The organism is Paenibacillus sp. V4I5 (genome assembly GCF_030817255.1).
GTDB lineage: Bacteria > Bacillota > Bacilli > Paenibacillales > NBRC-103111 > Paenibacillus_E.
On record NZ_JAUSZB010000002.1, the window covers coordinates 2,280,108 to 2,298,403 of the forward strand.

12 protein-coding genes are annotated in these 18,296 nt (G+C 46.2%); all 12 read right to left on the reverse strand.

Features of this window, described 5'->3' with window-relative positions:
- Window positions 1-46 precede the first annotated feature (46 nt).
- Window positions 47-1,660: a response regulator transcription factor gene (locus QFZ78_RS12285; RefSeq protein ID WP_307547810.1), complete on the reverse strand. Its 1,614-nt coding sequence runs from the start codon at window positions 1,658-1,660 to the stop codon at window positions 47-49.
- Entirely contained in the window at window positions 1,657-3,411 is a 1,755-nt protein-coding gene (locus tag QFZ78_RS12290) for a sensor histidine kinase (protein ID WP_307547811.1), read from the reverse strand. Before QFZ78_RS12290 ends, QFZ78_RS12285 begins: the two co-directional genes overlap by 4 nt.
- A 174-nt stretch (window positions 3,412-3,585) precedes the next feature.
- The gene (locus QFZ78_RS12295) at window positions 3,586-5,679 is read right to left on the reverse strand and encodes a hypothetical protein (protein WP_307547813.1); all 2,094 of its coding nucleotides are present in this window, start codon (window positions 5,677-5,679) and stop codon (window positions 3,586-3,588) included.
- A gap of 98 nt (window positions 5,680-5,777) precedes the next feature.
- Entirely contained in the window at window positions 5,778-6,662 is an 885-nt protein-coding gene (locus QFZ78_RS12300) for a carbohydrate ABC transporter permease (RefSeq protein WP_307547815.1), read from the reverse strand.
- A gap of 14 nt (window positions 6,663-6,676) precedes the next feature.
- The gene (locus QFZ78_RS12305; protein WP_307547817.1) at window positions 6,677-7,642 is read right to left on the reverse strand and encodes an ABC transporter permease; all 966 of its coding nucleotides are present in this window, start codon (window positions 7,640-7,642) and stop codon (window positions 6,677-6,679) included.
- A gap of 231 nt (window positions 7,643-7,873) precedes the next feature.
- Window positions 7,874-8,629 carry an SDR family oxidoreductase gene (locus QFZ78_RS12310; protein ID WP_307547818.1) on the reverse strand — a complete coding sequence of 252 codons (756 nt, stop codon included), beginning with the start codon at window positions 8,627-8,629 and terminating at the stop codon, window positions 7,874-7,876.
- 149 nt (window positions 8,630-8,778) lie between these two features.
- Window positions 8,779-10,065, reverse strand: coding sequence for a glycoside hydrolase family 1 protein (locus QFZ78_RS12315; RefSeq protein ID WP_307547820.1), 1,287 nt, complete (start codon window positions 10,063-10,065; stop codon window positions 8,779-8,781).
- A 299-nt stretch (window positions 10,066-10,364) separates the two neighbouring features.
- Window positions 10,365-11,969, reverse strand: a complete 1,605-nt coding sequence (locus QFZ78_RS12320; RefSeq protein ID WP_307547822.1) for a glycoside hydrolase family 43 protein — start codon at window positions 11,967-11,969, stop codon at window positions 10,365-10,367.
- A gap of 26 nt (window positions 11,970-11,995) precedes the next feature.
- Window positions 11,996-13,591: an extracellular solute-binding protein gene (locus tag QFZ78_RS12325; RefSeq protein ID WP_307547824.1), complete on the reverse strand. Its 1,596-nt coding sequence runs from the start codon at window positions 13,589-13,591 to the stop codon at window positions 11,996-11,998.
- A gap of 26 nt (window positions 13,592-13,617) precedes the next feature.
- Entirely contained in the window at window positions 13,618-14,496 is an 879-nt protein-coding gene (locus QFZ78_RS12330; protein WP_307547825.1) for a carbohydrate ABC transporter permease, read from the reverse strand.
- Window positions 14,497-14,554: 58 nt separating this feature from the next.
- On the reverse strand, window positions 14,555-15,415 hold the full coding sequence (locus tag QFZ78_RS12335; protein WP_373460379.1) for an ABC transporter permease: 861 nt from the start codon (window positions 15,413-15,415) through the stop codon (window positions 14,555-14,557).
- Window positions 15,416-15,679: 264 nt separating this feature from the next.
- Window positions 15,680-18,043 (reverse strand): helix-turn-helix domain-containing protein, encoded by a 2,364-nt coding sequence (locus tag QFZ78_RS12340; RefSeq protein ID WP_307547829.1) that lies wholly within the window; start codon window positions 18,041-18,043, stop codon window positions 15,680-15,682.
- Between the last annotated feature and the right edge of the window lie 253 nt (window positions 18,044-18,296).

Consider the following 18,296-nt stretch of genomic DNA (forward strand, 5'->3'; position numbering starts at 1 on the left):
TTATCAACTAACACTTTGACGACTTTATTAATAACGCTTTCACGACTTAATGAACGTTTGTTCCATGCCCGAATTGACTTCTATATTCTGTCGGTCCTATCCCGGCATATTTTTTGAATATTTTGGTGAAATGGGAAAAATTGGTGTATCCTGCGGATGAAGCAATGGCGCTTATAGAGATGTTCGTTTGGGACAATAATTCCTTAGCAAGCTTGATTCTCTCCAGCAGGACATAGTCCGATATCGAATATCCCGTTTCTTTTTTGAAAATTCTTGACAAGTAATCAGGATTCATAAAGACCTGATCCGCAATCATTTCCCGGGACAAATCCTGGTCTATGTTAAGAGCAATATATCGTCTGATGGTTTGGACGACGGTATCCGTCTCTTTAACCGCCTCAGCTTGAATCATCGCCTTATTCACGGCATGATGAACCCAAGCAAGCATATCGGTTACGGATCGCCCCGCCGTTTCCGAAACGCGCCTTGATTCATCATCTCCAAATAGTTGATGGGCTTGAACCCCTCTCAAGTTCAGGAAGGAATAAAGCGCCTGCATAAAGTCCTGGTAAAATTGATGCAGAACCTCAGCATCCATCTCTTGGTTACGAACGAGATCGCTAAGAAACTTTTCTACCTCTTGAATGACGGCTTCCTTCGTGCCTGACTTGAGTAGGGACGATATGCTACTCATTGCCGGCAGTTTAATAGGCTGATCAGTGTGCCCGGTATCATGATAGGGATAAATTTGATTTACAAAGGCTACATTGTTGCGGTCACGAGTCCTAAGCTTCGTTAGCATGTCGGCTATCTCATGCGCCTCTGCGGGCTCACCGAAATAACAGGACAAGTCGCAGTAAAAATAACGGTTGCAGGAATCAATAAATTGATTGCATGCCTCCGTTGCTTGAGCATAGTTCCAATCCGTTCCACAGCTCGCAACAAGGATCACAAGCAGCATCCCCCGTTCCAGGTGAAAGCATATTCCGGTCCCATGGCTGTCGATAATGAGTTCTTCGGCAGAATTCTTGAGGGCGTACTCTAGAATCTTCTCATCTCTGCGCTTCAATGTTTTTTTCCATCTCTGAACGGAGATCAAAATCGGAAGAAACCTGGAATCTTCCGATACCGGGATATGATGACGTTCTACCTGCTCGCGGATCGCGGCCGGATGACTTGGTGTTGAGTGGTTGATGATATCCAGCCAAAACCGCTCGATGATCAAGGAATGATGCTTCAGCCATAATTGATGGGACTTGCTATTCCTGCTGATTTCACTGTTCCGGTCAATCACGCCTTGCGCTCTTCGAATGGCATTCTCCAAGTCGCCCGCAAGAACGGGCTTCAGCAGATAATCGAGACTCCCCAGCTGCAGTGCTTCCTTGGCATATTTGAAATCGGCATGACTTGTCAGGAAAATTGTTGCCGTGTCTGGATGATGCTCCCGTACCCAGGACAACAGCTCCAATCCGCTGCCTTGCGGCATTTCAATATCGCAAAGCAGAATATCAATGATCTCTTTATCCAATATCTCTTTCGCCTGTCTGATATTATAAGCCGTAAATAACCCTGTTATTCCCAGCTTGTTCAGATCAAGATCCGATTTCACACCTTCGATGGCATGTATCTCATCATCCACTAGCAACATTTGATAGGTCATGTTGTTTCCTCCATACCCGGGTTGGTAGGAAGAATGATTTCCACTACCGCTCCGCCGGTTTCCTTATCATTATCATATTGAATAGATACGGTTTCGTCATACAACAATCTCAACCTCCGCTGCACGTTCCAGATCCCGGTGTGCTCCCCCTGATCATTCTCGATTCTTTTGCCTGCTTGCAAATCTTTAAGCACCTGATTATTGAATCCTTGTCCGGTATCCTTGATGCAAATTTTCATTCTGGAACCTTTCTCTTCATCCAAGAAATCGATCTGTACGGAAATGGCAATTGGCTCATCCATCGTGACGGCATGTTTAATCGAATTCTCGACGAACGACTGAATGATAAGAGGAGGAATCGGAGCATCCGTTAAATAATCCGGAGCATCGAGGGTCCAGGTCAGCTGGCCCGGGAATCGTAAGCTCTGGATTTTCAGATAATTCCGGGTATGATCCAGCTCATCCTTCATTTTCACGAAAGAGGTGTTGCTGCGAAACATAAACCGGAAATAATGAATCAAGGACATTGTCATTTCCAAGACCAATTCATGGTTCTTGACCTTGGCCAGATTATAAACGATGTTTAATGTGTTTAGGAAAAAATGGGGGTTGACCTGCAGCTGCAGCCGCTGCAATTCCTCCCTTTGTTTATTCAGCTGTTCTTCGTAAACGTTGACGCGAAGCGTTTCGATCTCCGTCATCATCGCGTTAAATGATCCCCCGAGCAGTTTAAATTCGTCCGAAGTGTTGGTTAGAACTACCCGGCTGCTCCAGTCCCCTTCGCGGACTTTCTTCATGGTGAGCAAGACCCGATATAACGGAACCAAGATGGCCTGTCTCATGGAATACAGACCGATGGGTACAAAGAGTAAAGAGGCGATCGTGATCAGCCAAACGATCCACTGAAGATAAGGAAGCTTGGCCAAAATATGAGTATCTGGAATAAGGGCGACCAGATTAAAGTCTCCTCTATTGGATGCAGCGCCGACGACAAGAAACTTCTTGGTTAAACCCGACAGATAATAATCACTTACGTTCTTGTGCAGTTCGATGCCATTGTCGCTTACGAGGTTCGTATCCGTTATGGGTTCACCCTGTCCATTGGCTAATAAAACCTCTCCCTCTCCGATTTGAAGGGAGCGGAGAGGCTTTAACAATTGTTCGGTCTTTACCCAACCTCCCAGATAAACATTACCTGATTGAACGATATCAATAAGGTAATAGTCTTGTCCAATTCGGAAATACTGCCATCTTTTCGTGGAGATCCCTTTTGGAATCTGCTGGGAATGAATCAAATCGATGATATGGCGCTCAACACTCTCTTTTTCCTCAAGTGAAACATCATTGCTTTTGGAGATATCCATATAATCCTGCCGACGTGTTTCATACACAAAGAATGAACTTAACGAATTGTATAACGAGATATCCCTGGAAAGTCTGTTGAACAAGTAAACTTTCGCACTATAATAATCCGAATCCGTTGCAGCCTGACCGAGTGACACCAGATCATAATTGGAACCGGCCACCGTATTCATGTAGGAATCGCTATCGTTCAGGCCAGTATCGATCTGGTTCATGTAAAGGGTTAACATATTCTTATAAGAATCGGCAACTTGTCCACGAACGACATGAATGGCATAAAAGTTGTTATACAAGAGCATGCCGACCAGCGGCATCGTCATGATGAGTACGCTTGCTATAAGCTTGTATCGCAAGGAACTTCGCCACCCATGCCATTTGCGAATGTTCATGTCATCGGCCCCTTAGGTTAAATGTAATCTTGCTTCCATCATACACATAAAGCCAAAACGCCACAATATGAACCGCTGTGGCGTTTGGACGAATATGAATTATGAATTTACCCTTTATCTTTACAAAATAAGCAGGTTGCTGAGATCGATAATCGTTTAGAAACCTATGTCGGTTTATTTTACCACGACCCTTACACGGCAAAGATTCATAACTTGAGTATACAGGTCACTGCCATTGCCTTCCCTGTTTGACGCCGCGCGCAATACGGGAAAGTATGTGCCGGGTTTGGAGAACGCATATGCCGCCTCGACAACAACCTGTGAGGCATCTTCATTGACGTGGCTAAAGGTTCCGTCGATTGGATAAGTGCCTTCCCCTTCAAAATCCCATTTTGCAGATACGATCTTGCCGGTATACGGCGGTATTTCGATTGTCGCCAAGAAGGAGACAACCTCGCCCACCGAAACCTCGGCATACTCGCCGCCGTTGGCGTTCAGGGTTATGACCGGCTGAATGCCCTTACGTTCGGCGGCTTTGGATGGAACGACGACCTGGCCTTCGATAACTTCGTAACTGGTGCTGGCAGGAGGGGTAACGCCTCTTTCTACCCATGCGCTCAGATCGCGAAGCGCCTGATGCAGGGCGCTGATGTAGCTTACAATATGCAGTCCGTCCAATACATCGTTCGAACTCGTATCGGCGTGCAATGCGTGATCTACGTACCAAAGTCTAAAACGATCCTCAAGATTCTCTCCCAGCGATTCTTTGACTTTGGTTCGATACCAATCGGCTTGCCAAGGGAATGCACTTTCGTCCATCAGTGTCTGCACAACGATCATTTTCCCCTCAAACCGGCCGTTTTGAACCGAGCCGGCTCCTGTAACGGAAGGCCCTACCAGGAATGGACGCTGCGGATACAACGGGTCACCATTATCGTCCCGAAACTGATCCCATACGTAATAATCGCGGGTCGGAACCTGATGCCGGTGATAGGTTTGGATGGCGAGATAGTCCGAGTTATCCAGTACGATCTCGTCGCCCGGCTTCACTTTATCCAGGCTTTGAGCCGATGGGAAAAATCCGAATGCCGAGCTGATCGTGACGACGTTCCCGTTTAACTGGCCTAGAGGGATTTTCTCGCCAGCGGCCTCGCCACTAGTTATGTGTATAAATGCCCCATCCAGATACACGTCCCCCTTAGGAACATTATCCAAGCGGAAGGAAGGCACTTTCCCCTCAGCCTCCGTAAGCATTTTCCAGGCTTCGTCGACTCCCATATTCACCGATTTGTCAGAATCCGAAGCCGCGTGCGTTTCGGGTCGAATGACATCCGTTATAACGGTCTTGTATTGAAGACGCGCCCGAGAAGCAGAACTTTCTGGGTCGGCGCCAAGGTATCCGGGAACCGTCCAGAAATCCTCGAAATAGGAGGGGTCCGCCTTTATAACTATTGGAGAAAGAACCGTAAGCGCTCCATCCCCAATTTCTTTATAGGCAAACCATGCCTTAGGCGGGAACCCCATTTGGGTCACTTCTTCAAGAGCTTGTCTTTCTTCTTCATTTAATCCAGCATACATATCCCCGCTGCCTCCTGGCTCCAGCGCATCAATGATCGCAGGGAACTTATCCTTGAGGATTCGCATGGCATGGACGCGTACAGTGAAGACATTTGGAATTGCCATGGGCGATCCGATGACAAAAGGTACCGCGCCGTCCCAAATGCCTGTCGTGCTTTCTATGAAACTTATGGTTTTGAATCCGCCGCCGCTTCCGCCGTAAATATAACCGTAAGGGCGGTGCGGGCCGAACAACTCCGCTGCTTTGACCCTCGAAAACTGCGCCACGGCGGCGCTCGCACGATAAACGAGGGTAGCGTCAGGGGACATTCCGCCCATATTGGTTTCTACGAAATAAGCGCCGCTGGAAATGGCAAAGCCAATTTTGTTGTCCACACCGTCACAATGGCTTTGGGATGCGTTCTCGCTGCCCTGAACAGGGTAGACAGCTTGAAAGAAGCGTCCCTCATAATCCTCTTTCAGGGGGAAATAATACGAAAATCTGGTGTTGGTACCCTCGAATCCTCCGTGGATGTACCGATGGCACACCGGCTGATCCCGCCATTCATCGATATCCACATAGGGCTGCTGGAACTGAGGGTCTTGTGTCCCGTCATAGAGCGGGGCTACTGTTTGTGAAGCAGCATTCTGGGAAACGCTTTGAGTTAAAATTGAGTGTTTGTTTGTGTTTTCAGCTTCATGAAGTGTCATAGTATACCTCCTTTTTTTTCAGTCTAAAAATTTATTTTCATCGGACATCTGATTGGAGTTTGAGTCCCTGATATTGGGTGATTTCTACTGTTTCTCGGCTACCCTTTCACAGCGCCTATCATAATGCCTTTGATAAAATACTTCTGGAAGAACGGGTACGCAAGCAGAATCGGCAGAACCCCGATCACCGCCATGGCCATCTTGACCGAATCTGATGGCATTTGCTCCATTGCATTGCTAGCATTACTACTCATATTGATATTGATAAACTGTATGTCCTGCATGATTCGGTTCAGCAGATTCTGGATACTGAAGTATTTGGGGTCTGTAATATAGATCATACCTAGCTGCCAGTCATTCCAATACATGATGGACTCGAACAAACCAATCGTTGCCAGAATAGGTGTCGAAAGTGGAAGCACGACGGTCCATAAAGTGCGGTACTCGCCTGCTCCGTCCAGCTGTGCTGATTCAATCAAGGCGGGGGGAATCGTGGTCTGGAAGAAGGTCCGCATCAGCATGACGTAAAATCCGTTCATGAGCAGCCCCGGGACGATCAGCGCCCAAATGCTGTTCTTGATGTGGAAGAGCTGCGTGTACACCAGGTAGGAAGGCACAAGACCTCCATGGAACAACAGGGTAAAGAAGACAATAAACATAATCAGATTGCGGTGCGGTGTTACACTCCTGGAGAGCGGGTAGGCCAGAAGCACCATTATGGACACGCCAATGACCGTTCCGACGATCGTTACGAAAATCGTGATCCCGTAAGCACGTGCAATATCCGATCCTCTTTCTAACAGATACGTGTAAGCCGCTGTGCTGAACGTCTTGGGAAAGAAGGAATATCCGCTGGCTATAATTTCATTCTGATCCGTGAGCGATGCTGTTATAAGCAGAATGAAAGGAATGATACATGCTGCGGAGAACAATATCATCATGGTATGGCTAAACCAGGTTAAACCTCTACTTTCATTTTTCATGGGTGGCCGCCTCCTTAGAACAATGCGTTTTCTTTGTTGTATAGTCGTACCATAAAGTTCGCAAACATGACGAGTAAGAATCCGACGATAGATTGATAGACCCCCGCCGCAGTGGACATGCCGATGTCGCCGGAGCCCATCAGTCCCCTGAATACGTAAGTATCGATCGTGGCCGTCGTGTTGAATAATGCCCCAGCGTTCATGGGAACCTGGTAGAACAAGCCGAAGTCGGAATAGAAGATACGTCCGACACTGAGCAGCGTCAGCATAATAATAACCGGTGACAGAATCGGTAAAGTAATGTGGCGGATCTGCTGCAAGCGGCTCGCACCGTCGAGTTTCGCCGCCTCATAGTACTCTTCGTCAATGCCGAGCAGTGCGGCGAAGAACACAATGCTGGAATAACCGACACCCTTCCAGAAGTGCACCACCGTCAGGATCACGGGCCAATACTTCTCTTCGCTGTACCACGAAATTCCCTCTTCGATGCCGAACCAGGGGAGCACCGTTTTGTTCATGAACCCAGTCTCCGCACTCATCAAGGCGAAGACCAGGTAGCTGACGATAACCATGGAAATCAGATGCGGCAGTGTGATAACGCTTTGATAAAATTTGGATAACATCTTGTTCTTAATCTCGTTTAGCAAAATCGCACAAGCTAGAGCTAGAATCGTTCCTAACGCAATGAAAAAGACATTATACAGAATCGTATTCCGCGTAATGATAAACGCATCCGAAGTTTTGAAGAGGTATTCGAAATTGTCGAATCCGATCCATTCGCTTTTCAGAAAGCCTTTAGCGAAATTCACTTTCTTGAAAGCGATAGCGATCCCCATCATCGGAAGATAGTTATTGAATAACAGATAAAGAAGACCCGGTACCATCATGATCAGAAGTGGCGAATATTTCCGGTATTGGTTCTTCTTTTTCTTTACTTTCAGCCCAGTCTGCAGACCAGCAGCCGTTGCGGCTTGTTCCATATGAAGATCACTTCCTTTTGTTTTATACTTAATAGCCTTAGCCTTATCATAAGGGATAGGCCCCACGGCCAACTAACAGTATGACGACTTTTTCAATAACGGTTTGACGACTTTTCGTGAATATACCCCCCCAATCTCCTGGTTATTTTGTATGATAAAAATCCACAACCGGATAAGGTTGTGGATTTTCATTTTTTCAGGGCTATGATCACCCGACCGGCCCTTGCTCCGTTAATACGCTGTCCAGCCCCCGTCGGCTGCGACGACAGTGGCATTTACAAAACGGGAATCGTCGGATGCAAGGAAGAGGGCGACGGTTGCAATCTCCATAGGGTCGACCGGCTCACACCGCTGTGTTCCCGCGCCTTCCCTGTAGGTCTGCATCCCGGCCATATCGATATTGCTTAGAGCAATATTGGTCCGAACCCCCCCGGGCGCAATAGCGTTGCACCGAATACCGGACTTGGCATACATATAACCAACATTTTTGGTTAAACCCACAAGGCCATGCTTGGCAGACGTATAAGCGACGCCGCCTTTACCGCCGGTTATACCCGCCGCCGAAGCGATATTGATGATCACGCCCGCACCTTTCTCAAGCATATAAGGAATCGCCTTGCGAATGGCACGCATAGGTCCGGTCAGATTGACAGTGAGAACCCGTTCCCAGAGGTCATCCTGAACGGTCTCGATCAGGCGGAAGCCGTCCATGATGCCGGCATTATTCACGAGAATGTCTACGCTTCCGAATTCATCCGCAGCTTTGTCCACCATCGCTTGGATGTCTTCTTCCTTCATGACGTTGGCAACCAAGCCGATAGCTGTTCCACCGGCTTGGTTTATCCCGTCGACAACTGCTGAGATGGTGTCATTGTTAATATCCGCAACCACAACCTTGGCGCCTTCCTTCGCATATAGCTCTGCAATGGCTTTGCCAACACCGGATGCGGCCCCCGTAACGATCGCCACTTTATTGTGCAATTTCATCCTTACATCCCCTTCTTCCTTATAATCGTTTGGCTTCATTCGTACTAATGATCATCATCAGCTCATGAAGCGGACTCCGTTTAGATGACATTCGTAATAGCACTTTCAAGACTTTATTTTTTCACCCGTTGGCTCTTCGTTAACTTGCTTCAATATGCCATTAAACTCAACTCATTCTTGTTCGCGATTTCCCCAAAATGAATAGCGCTGGGCTTCGAAGTCCGCTTCATTGTCGATCGATCCACTGCAATAAGACCGAATGTCTTTGAAAAACCGAGCTGCCATTCAAAGTTATCCAACAGCGACCAATGCATGTATCCATTGACGGGAATACCATCAGCGATACAAGCATGCACACCCTTCAAGGCCCGATCAATACAGGCAATGCGGCGTTCATCATTGTCTGTTCCCACACCGTTCTCCGTGATGAGAATCGGTATATTCAGATGCTTCGAAACGTATCGGATGACAGCCTCCATCCCCTCTGGATAAAACTCGTTCCCCATCTGAGTCTTCTCGGCATCGGCCGAAACAGGCATAATACCGTCAGGCCCATATACCGCACGTGTATAATTTTGCAAGCCGAAGAAATCATCGTCCTTCAAATAGGGAATGAATTGAAGGAACTCCTCTTGAAGGGCATGAGCTGCGTGGTCCTCCCCGCCCGGGATACTTTGAATGTCGTATAGAGACAAGGTCAACCCGATTTGAGTATGCGGGCTCGCTCGCCGGATTGCAGCCCTGGCTTCCACATGCGCGCTGAAGATGATTTCCATTCCATTTTCCGTACGTGGAGCCAGGAAGGTATTTATTTCGCTAGGAGGAAGCCCGAATGCCTTGCTCAATTCCGCATAGTAAGTTTGCATTTGATCCATCTTTTCCATATTCATTCCGACTTGCGCACCAGGGGCCCCCGATTGGTACCGCTTCATGATTTTAGCGATTCCAATTGCTATGTTCGCCTCATTTATCGTACAAACATAAGGAATCAGCTCACCCAATTCACGCATGACATGAGCGCAGTAACGGGCGAATCGCGCAGGCGTCTCCTCAGATTCCCAGCCACCCGCGCGAATGAGCCATTGCGGCGATGAGAAATGATGCAGCGTCACGACAGGCGTTACGTTACATTCTTTGCAAGCATTCAGCACATCTCGATAATGATCGATGGCTGCTTCGTCAATAAGCCCCTCTTCCGGTTCAATCCGGGCCCACTCGATGGAGAACCTATAGGTATTCAAGCCCAATTCAGATAAATGAGCAATATCTTCCCTATAGAGGCGATAATGGTCTACGGCGCTGCCTGATGGCTCCTTGAACGTGGAACCCTCCAGATGTTCCATCAGCCAAAAATCGGAATTGGTATTATTGCCTTCTACCTGATGCGCAGCTGTGGATGCTCCCCATAAGAATCCAACGGGAAAGTGAAGTGCCATGACTGAAATTCCTCCTTTATTTAAGTAAGAAAGTATCGAACTCACTCTTCATTTTATTTCAATGCATTCAGGGTGACTAACACTATGGCGACTACTTGACTAACGCTTTTACGACTTTTTAAATAACAAACTCCCTGTAGAACACATTCTGCAATCGGGCTAGGGGGGCAATACTCGAAAAATACAAGCAAAAAGCCGAATCCTTAATTGGATCCGGCTTCCTTATTCTTACTAAAGGAGCTTCAGCAAAAATGCAACCTCCCGTTCTTTCCTGTTAGACGAATTACAAACCAATTACACTACGAATTTCCGCGATACGTAAATTGTTTAAACAACGCCTTACCATGCTGCTGATACAATACACCACGAGCAAAGATGCCTACACGGGGAGCCGTGAAACAATTGAATCTGGCAAAATGCTCCGGATACAGAAATTCCGCTGAAACGGACAATTCCAGCTCCCTATACTCCACGCCTTCAACCGATATCGCGAAAGTGATCTGCTGACTCTCTGCATCAAGCTGGGTTCTCAGCCACAAGTCCGCTCCCGGTTCCATATCAAGCTTCTTCCGATACAGCATATGTCGATGGCATTTCTCCGAGCGATCAATCTGAACATAGAGTCCATCATCCTCCTGCTTCTCGTGCAACCTGGCGGCATCAAACTTTTGTCCTGCGGTTTGACCGATCCCATAACGGACACTAACAAGCAGCATGGCATCCATGTCACGGTACAGGACCAGCCCTGCTTCGTCGCCCAACGACTGGGGTACAAAAGAAAGCTGTGTGTGCGCCTCAAAACAGAAATGCTCCCATCGGCGAGTCAGGATAAGGGTCGACCCGGGGACATATAACGGGTAAGGTGCGCATTCCAGCTCAAGCCCGTTTCCCGTTAACGTATAGCTTCCTTCCAATGGGTGACGCACCCACTCCCAAACAGGAGACAACTCTGGTTCGTCGAAACGATCTGTTTCGGCCTCAACCAAGATGGGTTCCTGCCCACTTTCGAGCGGCACATGCACATGCTCCTGCGGGCTTCCCTCGTCTCCAACCTCAAACCAGCCATCGTTTGTCCAACGAACCGATTCAAGGAAAGTCTCACGCCCTAAAGGAGTACTGCCATTTGGAGTCAACGGACGTCCTCCAAGGTGCAGCATCCACCAATTCCCTTTCGTATCTTCCACCAGCTTACCGTGGCCTGCCTTCTGCAGAGGCTTGCTAGGGTCCGTCTGTGTTAGCACTGGATTGTGTGGGCATGACTCATAGGGTCCCCAAATCGAGCCGCTGCGGGCCAATGTTTCCATGTGTCCAAAGCGCGTCCCTCCCTCAGCCAGCATCAGATAGTAATAGCCATGGCGCTTGACGATATGCGGACCTTCAGGGTTGTTGCCTCCAGTCCCGGGCCACACCTGCTTGGCATCTCCAATAAGCCTGGACCCATCGGGATGAAGCTCCTGCAGCCAGCCTCCGCCAAAGGCGAGGTATCGACGACCATCATCGTCGTGAAATATGGATGGGTCTATAAAGTGATGATTCAGTACCACGCCTTCGGAATAAGGCCCTTCCGGACGTTCTGCTGTGAACAGCAGGTTTGTGCAACGTGGCTGGCTATGAAAAAAAGGAACGACCACCCAAAACTTCCCGTCAGCATACGAAATATCGGGCGCGAATACGCCATGTGAATCCGGTACCCCGGTCAAGTCAATTTGGCTGCTTCGAGTAATGACGTGACCAATGGGGCGCCAATGTATCAGATCACGGGAATGGTGCACCATGACGCCGGGAAAATATTGAAAGGTAGAGGTAACAACATAATAATCTACTCCCACCCGAACTACCGAGGGATCTGGATGATCCCCTGGAAGCACTGGATTGGGAACGGAATGAACGATATGCTCAACCATCTTCTGATCGTCACCGCTTTCTGCTTTTATCGTTTCAGGTATCGGTCATAAGAGGCTTGTTGGATTTTCAAAACTGCATCTATGCCCATTTTATCAATCTGTTTGACATAATCGTCAAACTTGCTGATCGGCTCCGAGCCAATAATGAACTTGTTCATCATCTCGTCTTTATAAGTCGTAATCTCTGTGAATTTGGAGTTGAGAACATCACGCTCCTGCTGCTTGAAGGACAAGGCAACCGGATACTTGGGTTTAATAAAAGGCGTGATCGAATCACGGATCTGAGCCAGCTTAGGTGAAACCATTGCGTTCTCGTAACGAATGTCCCATTGATAAGCAAACTCCCGGTGTCCAAGCTCATACATTTTGATCAGAGGTGCATTATTTTTATCCTTCATCACGAGATCCGTGTATTTCGGTTCATTATTATCCATCGTATACGTTTCGCCGAGCTTACCGAAATTCATCGCCAGCTGTCCTTCGGGGCTGTAAAACCAATCCTGTACCTTGGCAATTTCGGTTTTGATTTTCGATTTGGAGCTGATGCCAAAACCGTTCTTGATCAGGTTTTGCTGACTTTTGGTAAAAGGAGCAATCCCCGTTGGGCCTTGGAGCGGTGTCAAACCAGTTAAGTTGACCTTCGGATTGGCCTTGCCAACCAGCTTCTCAAGAGCCTCGATTCGTGGGAATGAATCAAAGGTAGCACCCGATACTTCATTCGTGAATCTGGACTCCCAGACCTTTTGATCATTCGTTATATATTCCTTATCTATCAGGCCTTCCTTGTACAGCCTGGCTGTATACTCAAGCGCATCTTTTAATTTGGCATTGGTGTACGTGTATTTCACCTGACCGTTTTCCACATAAAAATCCTCTTCAAACGATACGCCAAAAGGCTCGATGAATGGCAGCAATCCTTTCAGTTTACTTCTTGTTGTGAAAGGAATTTCATCATTCTTGCCATTTCCATTCGGATCTTTTTCTTTAAATGCCTTCAGTACCTGGTACATTTCTTCGGTTGTCTTCGGTGCCTTCAACCCGAGATTATCCAGCCAGTCCTGACGGAAGATTTGCAGATTGATCGTTTTGACGGCAGAGATTTGAGGGAAAAAGTAAATGTTTCCGTCATCGGATTTGATATCCTTCAAGATCGCTGGATTTTGCTCGGTAATCTTTTTAAAATTGGGCATATTCTGCTCGATCAGCTTGTTCAACGGTTCAAATACGCCATTCTCCCCGCCTTTATTTAATAAATCCAGTGGTGCCTCCATCAGATCTGGCAGCGTCCCGCCAGCCAGGGTCAAATTGAACTTTTCGATATAATCGTTGACGTCTGCGGGTGCCTTCAGCCATTTGAAATTGACGTTGGTTTTTTCGGAAATCGGCTTCATCCATAGTAGTTCATTGGACTCCACTGATTCAGGTCTCGGCCTCATATAGACACTAACCTCGATCTGCTTATCCAGGATCTTTCCATTCGCATTTACAGACTTATTCGCCTCGCCTGCCATGGCCTCCGGAGTCGCTGCTGCCTTCTCTTGCCCGCCTGTTTGGCATCCGGCCAATGTAACCGATACCAATATTACGCCGGTTATTCCTTTCATCCATCTTTCTTTTTTCATGTTGACGCCTCCTATACATTTGTGTTTTAACCTTTAATAGATCCCATCATCGACCCTTGGACAAAGTATTTTTGAATGAAAGGATACACAATAAGAATGGGCAGTGTCGCTACAACCAAAGTCGAATACTTAATCGATTCGCTTAACAGGTTCTTGTCGTCAAAAACATCAACCAAAACCTGATCCGTCTGATTCTGAATCACGATCGCCCGAAGCAGGATTTGCACTGGAAACAGTTTCTCATCATTCAAATAAATCATAGCTGGGAAAAAGCTGTTCCATTCGTTAACCGCATAGAATAAGCCAATCGTCACCAAAGACGGAAGCGCCAACGGCAAAATAATTTTAACCAGTGTCTGTACCATCGAGCACCCGTCTATTTTGGCAGCGTCCTCCAGCTCGACAGGAATTTGCTCAAAAAATGTTCGCTGGATAAATACATAGAAAGAAGTCACCGCCGCCGGAATGACGATGGCCCATATGGAATCCCGCATCCCGAGGGCATTCACGACAAGAAAGGTAGGAATTAATCCGCCTCCGAAAAGCATCGGAATCAGCACGATCGTGGTCATTAATCTACGGCCCGGCAAGCCCCGTCTGGACATCGGATAGGCGGCACATACCGTTAACACCAGGCTTATTGCCGTTCCAAGCGCCGTATATAGGATCGTATTCAAATAGGATCTTCCGAGCATCGGAAACTCAAGCACTCTTTTGTAAGCCTCTAATTGGAATCCCATCGGTATAATACCGATTCTCCCCTGCTGAATGTACAATTGCTCGCTCAATGAAGCGGACACGACATAAAGAAACGGGTACAAGGTCATAACGACAATTAACCCCAGAACCAATGCATTGATGCAACTGAACGCCAATCCTCCAAGCGTCATACGCCTGAAAACCATACCATTACCTCCTTAGCGCTTTCTATGTGGAAAGCCCGCTTCTTTATAGGCTTACAAATCACCACAAACTCGTTTCCGAGTACTTTCTGGCCAGTTTATTGGCGATTATGATCAGAAGCAGTCCCATGACCGATTGAAACAGTCCGACTGCAGATGCGAAGCTGTAGTTAGCATCCAATATTCCCCTCCGGTATACGTAGGTACCAATGACATCTGCAGTCAGATACGTATTCGGGTTGTACAATAGCACGATTAATTCGTAACCGATCTCCAGCATATGACCGATTTTCAGTAACAGCAAAATAATAATCGTTGGGGCGATACCCGGGAGCGTAATATGCCAGGTCTGATGCCAACGGTTCGCGCCATCCACTCTTGCAGCTTCATACAATTCCGTATTGATGCCCGTTAAAGCGGCAAAGTACAGGATTGCTGACCATCCGAGTGTTTTCCACAGATCCATAAAGGTAAAGATTCCCCAGAAATAATTCGGATCCAGTAAAAAATTCGTCCGTTCCATACCGAATTGCACTAAAATATTGTTGATTAATCCTACGCTGGGCGAAAGAAAGGTTACCGCCATACTCGCTACAATAACCGTCGATACAAAATGAGGCAAATAACTGATCGTTTGTACCATGCGTTTGATCAGCGAGTTCCGAACCTCATTTAATAAAAGGGCAAAAATAATCGGTGCAGGAAATACAAACACCAAGCTCAGAAGATTGATCATCAGTGTATTGCGCAGCAACCTACCAAAATAAACAGAGTTAAAAAAATCAATAAAATGCTTAAATCCAGCCCATTCACTCCCAAAAATCCCCTTGTAAATATTGTAGTCCATCATAGAGATCACGACGGCCATGACGACAGGTACATATCTGAAGATCAGGTAATAAATCAGAGGTGGCAGGAACATCAGATAGTACGGCAGGACTTTTTTGAAAGTGCTTCGTCTGCTTGATGTTTTCTTATATCCTACACTTATGGGTGACGGACTCGCAGCAGTTATAGTTTGCTTAGTCAATGGGAAAGACTCTCCTCTCAACGTTTCATGTACTTCGCTTGCCTACTCAATGTATCCCCTTACATGAGTTTCGTATATCGATAATTCTTTAGATACATCTACTTTTTTCATGATCATTGCAAAAACCGTCAGGAATCAGCTCCTGACGGTTAGTAATTAGAGGTCTTTCTTCGTATGTATTTGCCTGAATTGGCCCGGTGTAATCCCTTCATGCCGCTTGAACACCCGGATAAAGGTATTGGAATTGGTGAATCCTACCTTCTCGGAAATTTCAAAAACGGTATCCTGGGTTTGCTGCAGCCGGATTTTAGCTTGTTCAACCCGCCTTGTATTTATATAATCAACAAAATTCATACCCGTGACTTCTTTAAAAATACTGCTCAGATAAGAAGGCGATAATCCGATATTCTCCCCGAGAATCGTTAACGATAAGTCCAGATGATAATTTTTTTCCACATAATCTTTAATTTGATTGAATAAGGTATTATCCTGCCCCTGCTTCTTGTTTTGAATCCAGTCACTAATGCTCTGGAACATCCATTCAATAAACTCCTTCTTATCCTCCAAGCGTGATTGCTGATTGACCTCTTTATATAAATCAAAAGATTCGCTGAATATTTCCCCGGTCGTAGATAGGACTTCGTAAATCGTCCGGATTGCAGTGCCTACCAGAGCCTGAAACAGGTAAGTAATAATTTCCGGCGTTATATCCCCTTGCTTTAAATTATCCCCCCAAACTTTCTGCAAATGTTGATGCAAAGCCATATGGTTTCCGGTCTTCACACAGTTGATGATATGCTTCTCAACTTCTATCGAATAACTGAAGGAACTCTCGGGAAATTTGTTAACCTCATCAACAAAGATCACACTGCCTTCTCCCTTGACGATCTTGTACTGCAAAGCGGACAAAGCTTCTACATAAGATAGGGGCACCTCATCTACCGTGCTGTAAATATTGCCGATCCCCACCGTGAAAGTCCGGGAATGCTCCTGCTCGAAGAAGGAGATGACCTTTTGAATAAAGTCGTGAATCACCTCAGGCTTCGGATTGGGATGATCAAGATTTAACAGAGAAATGATTTTGTCATTGCGCTTGCGGATTGATCGTACACCCAGATGTACGTCGTCCAGCTCACTAACCATCCCATCCACGATTTCCAGAATATCCCGGTAACGCAGATTGATTTTATCCTCTAGAGAAAAGTCGACGGTTTCAAACACAATCACTTGATACGAATCGTAGTTGAACTCCAATTGAATTTCCTCTGCAAGCTGCTGCACGTTGGCCGACGATACTCTGCCATCAATGAGGTCATAGAGAAATTTTTGCTGAAGTGCCGGAAGGTTTTTTTCAAAAGAGCCCCTCAAGCTTTGATTCTCATAATACACATAATTAATGATTCGATCGATAAAGCCAAGTTCATCTTCCTTGGAATTATTGTCCTGGCTGGAGGGCGGAGTGCGGCCTAATACGTTAATATATCCGACAATTTTGTTGATGGGACGGTAAATTCGGTTGGTCAAAAAATAGGATATAATCAAGCCGACTATCAGACAAATAATAGCCGTTACAAATGTAAATTGACGGATCGCATTTGCCTTTTCCGTGATAAAAGCCGTCGGTACCACGCTGATATACGTCCACTCATTCACCTTCGATGAAGTAAACAAAATTTGATACGATTTACCTGCAATCGTCTGCTCCAGATAGCCTTTATCAGCACTGTTTCCTCTAACTTTCTCTGTAATGGCCCCTTTGACAGAATTAATCAATTCATCCTGATCGCTGCGAATTTTGCTGTTAAATACAACCTCTCCCTTGGTGTCCAACGCATAGATGAAGGCCGGATAAGGATCACTGACACCTTGAACCCTGTTGGAAAAATCATCCGTTTTGATATTCAGGTACAAAGCGCCCATAGGCTTGATTTCACTTAGAGGAACCGTCCGCGCAAATGTAATTACGGATGAGCTTATTCCATACGAGTTTGCTTGAAATCTGCCGATAGGATTAAGCCCATGGTGGTTTTGACTCGGACTTGTCCAATCTATGGACTGCCCGGTTTTGTAAATATCTTCATAATAATAATCAAGATTGTATTTGGATTCCTGATTCAATACGATCGGATAGCGGTAGAACTGGATCCATATATCCGAGATCAATGTATTCGCCTGCTTGACGCTTTTTAAATATTTAATAATATCAAGAAACAGCAATTGGTCAAGATCCCATGTGGTTTCCGATAAATACAGCGCCCGTCGGATCTGCGATTGAAGTGAAATCTGAAAGGACAAATTATCCAGGGAGGTCAATGTTTCATCGATGTTGTCTCTAGCCTGCTCGATATATTTATAGTTCGATTTCACTACTTCCTCAATGAGCAGAGAGGAGGATTGGGTATACGAAACATACCCAAATGCAAGAATAGCGATCAAAATGAAAATATTAAACAGAAACAACATTTTCACAAAGATACTCTTTTGTTTAAATACCTTTAAACTTTGCGGGATTAATTTCAAAGCGTATCCTCCTTTTGAACAGTACCAGGGATCCGGGCCATATTTATTTGAGGAGGGTATTATGAATCCTGTAGTCGGTATTGCATGATGTAAACGGTTGCAGAAAACTCTAATTTAACTCATTTCTTAATTTAATTGTATACTTTTTATTGTCTTGCGTGCGCATTTGTTTTTATTAAAATATAAAAGTGCCCTTCCGGACACTTTTATACTATATCCTTTTTCTGAGCCACCAGCCAGACCTTGAATCTAG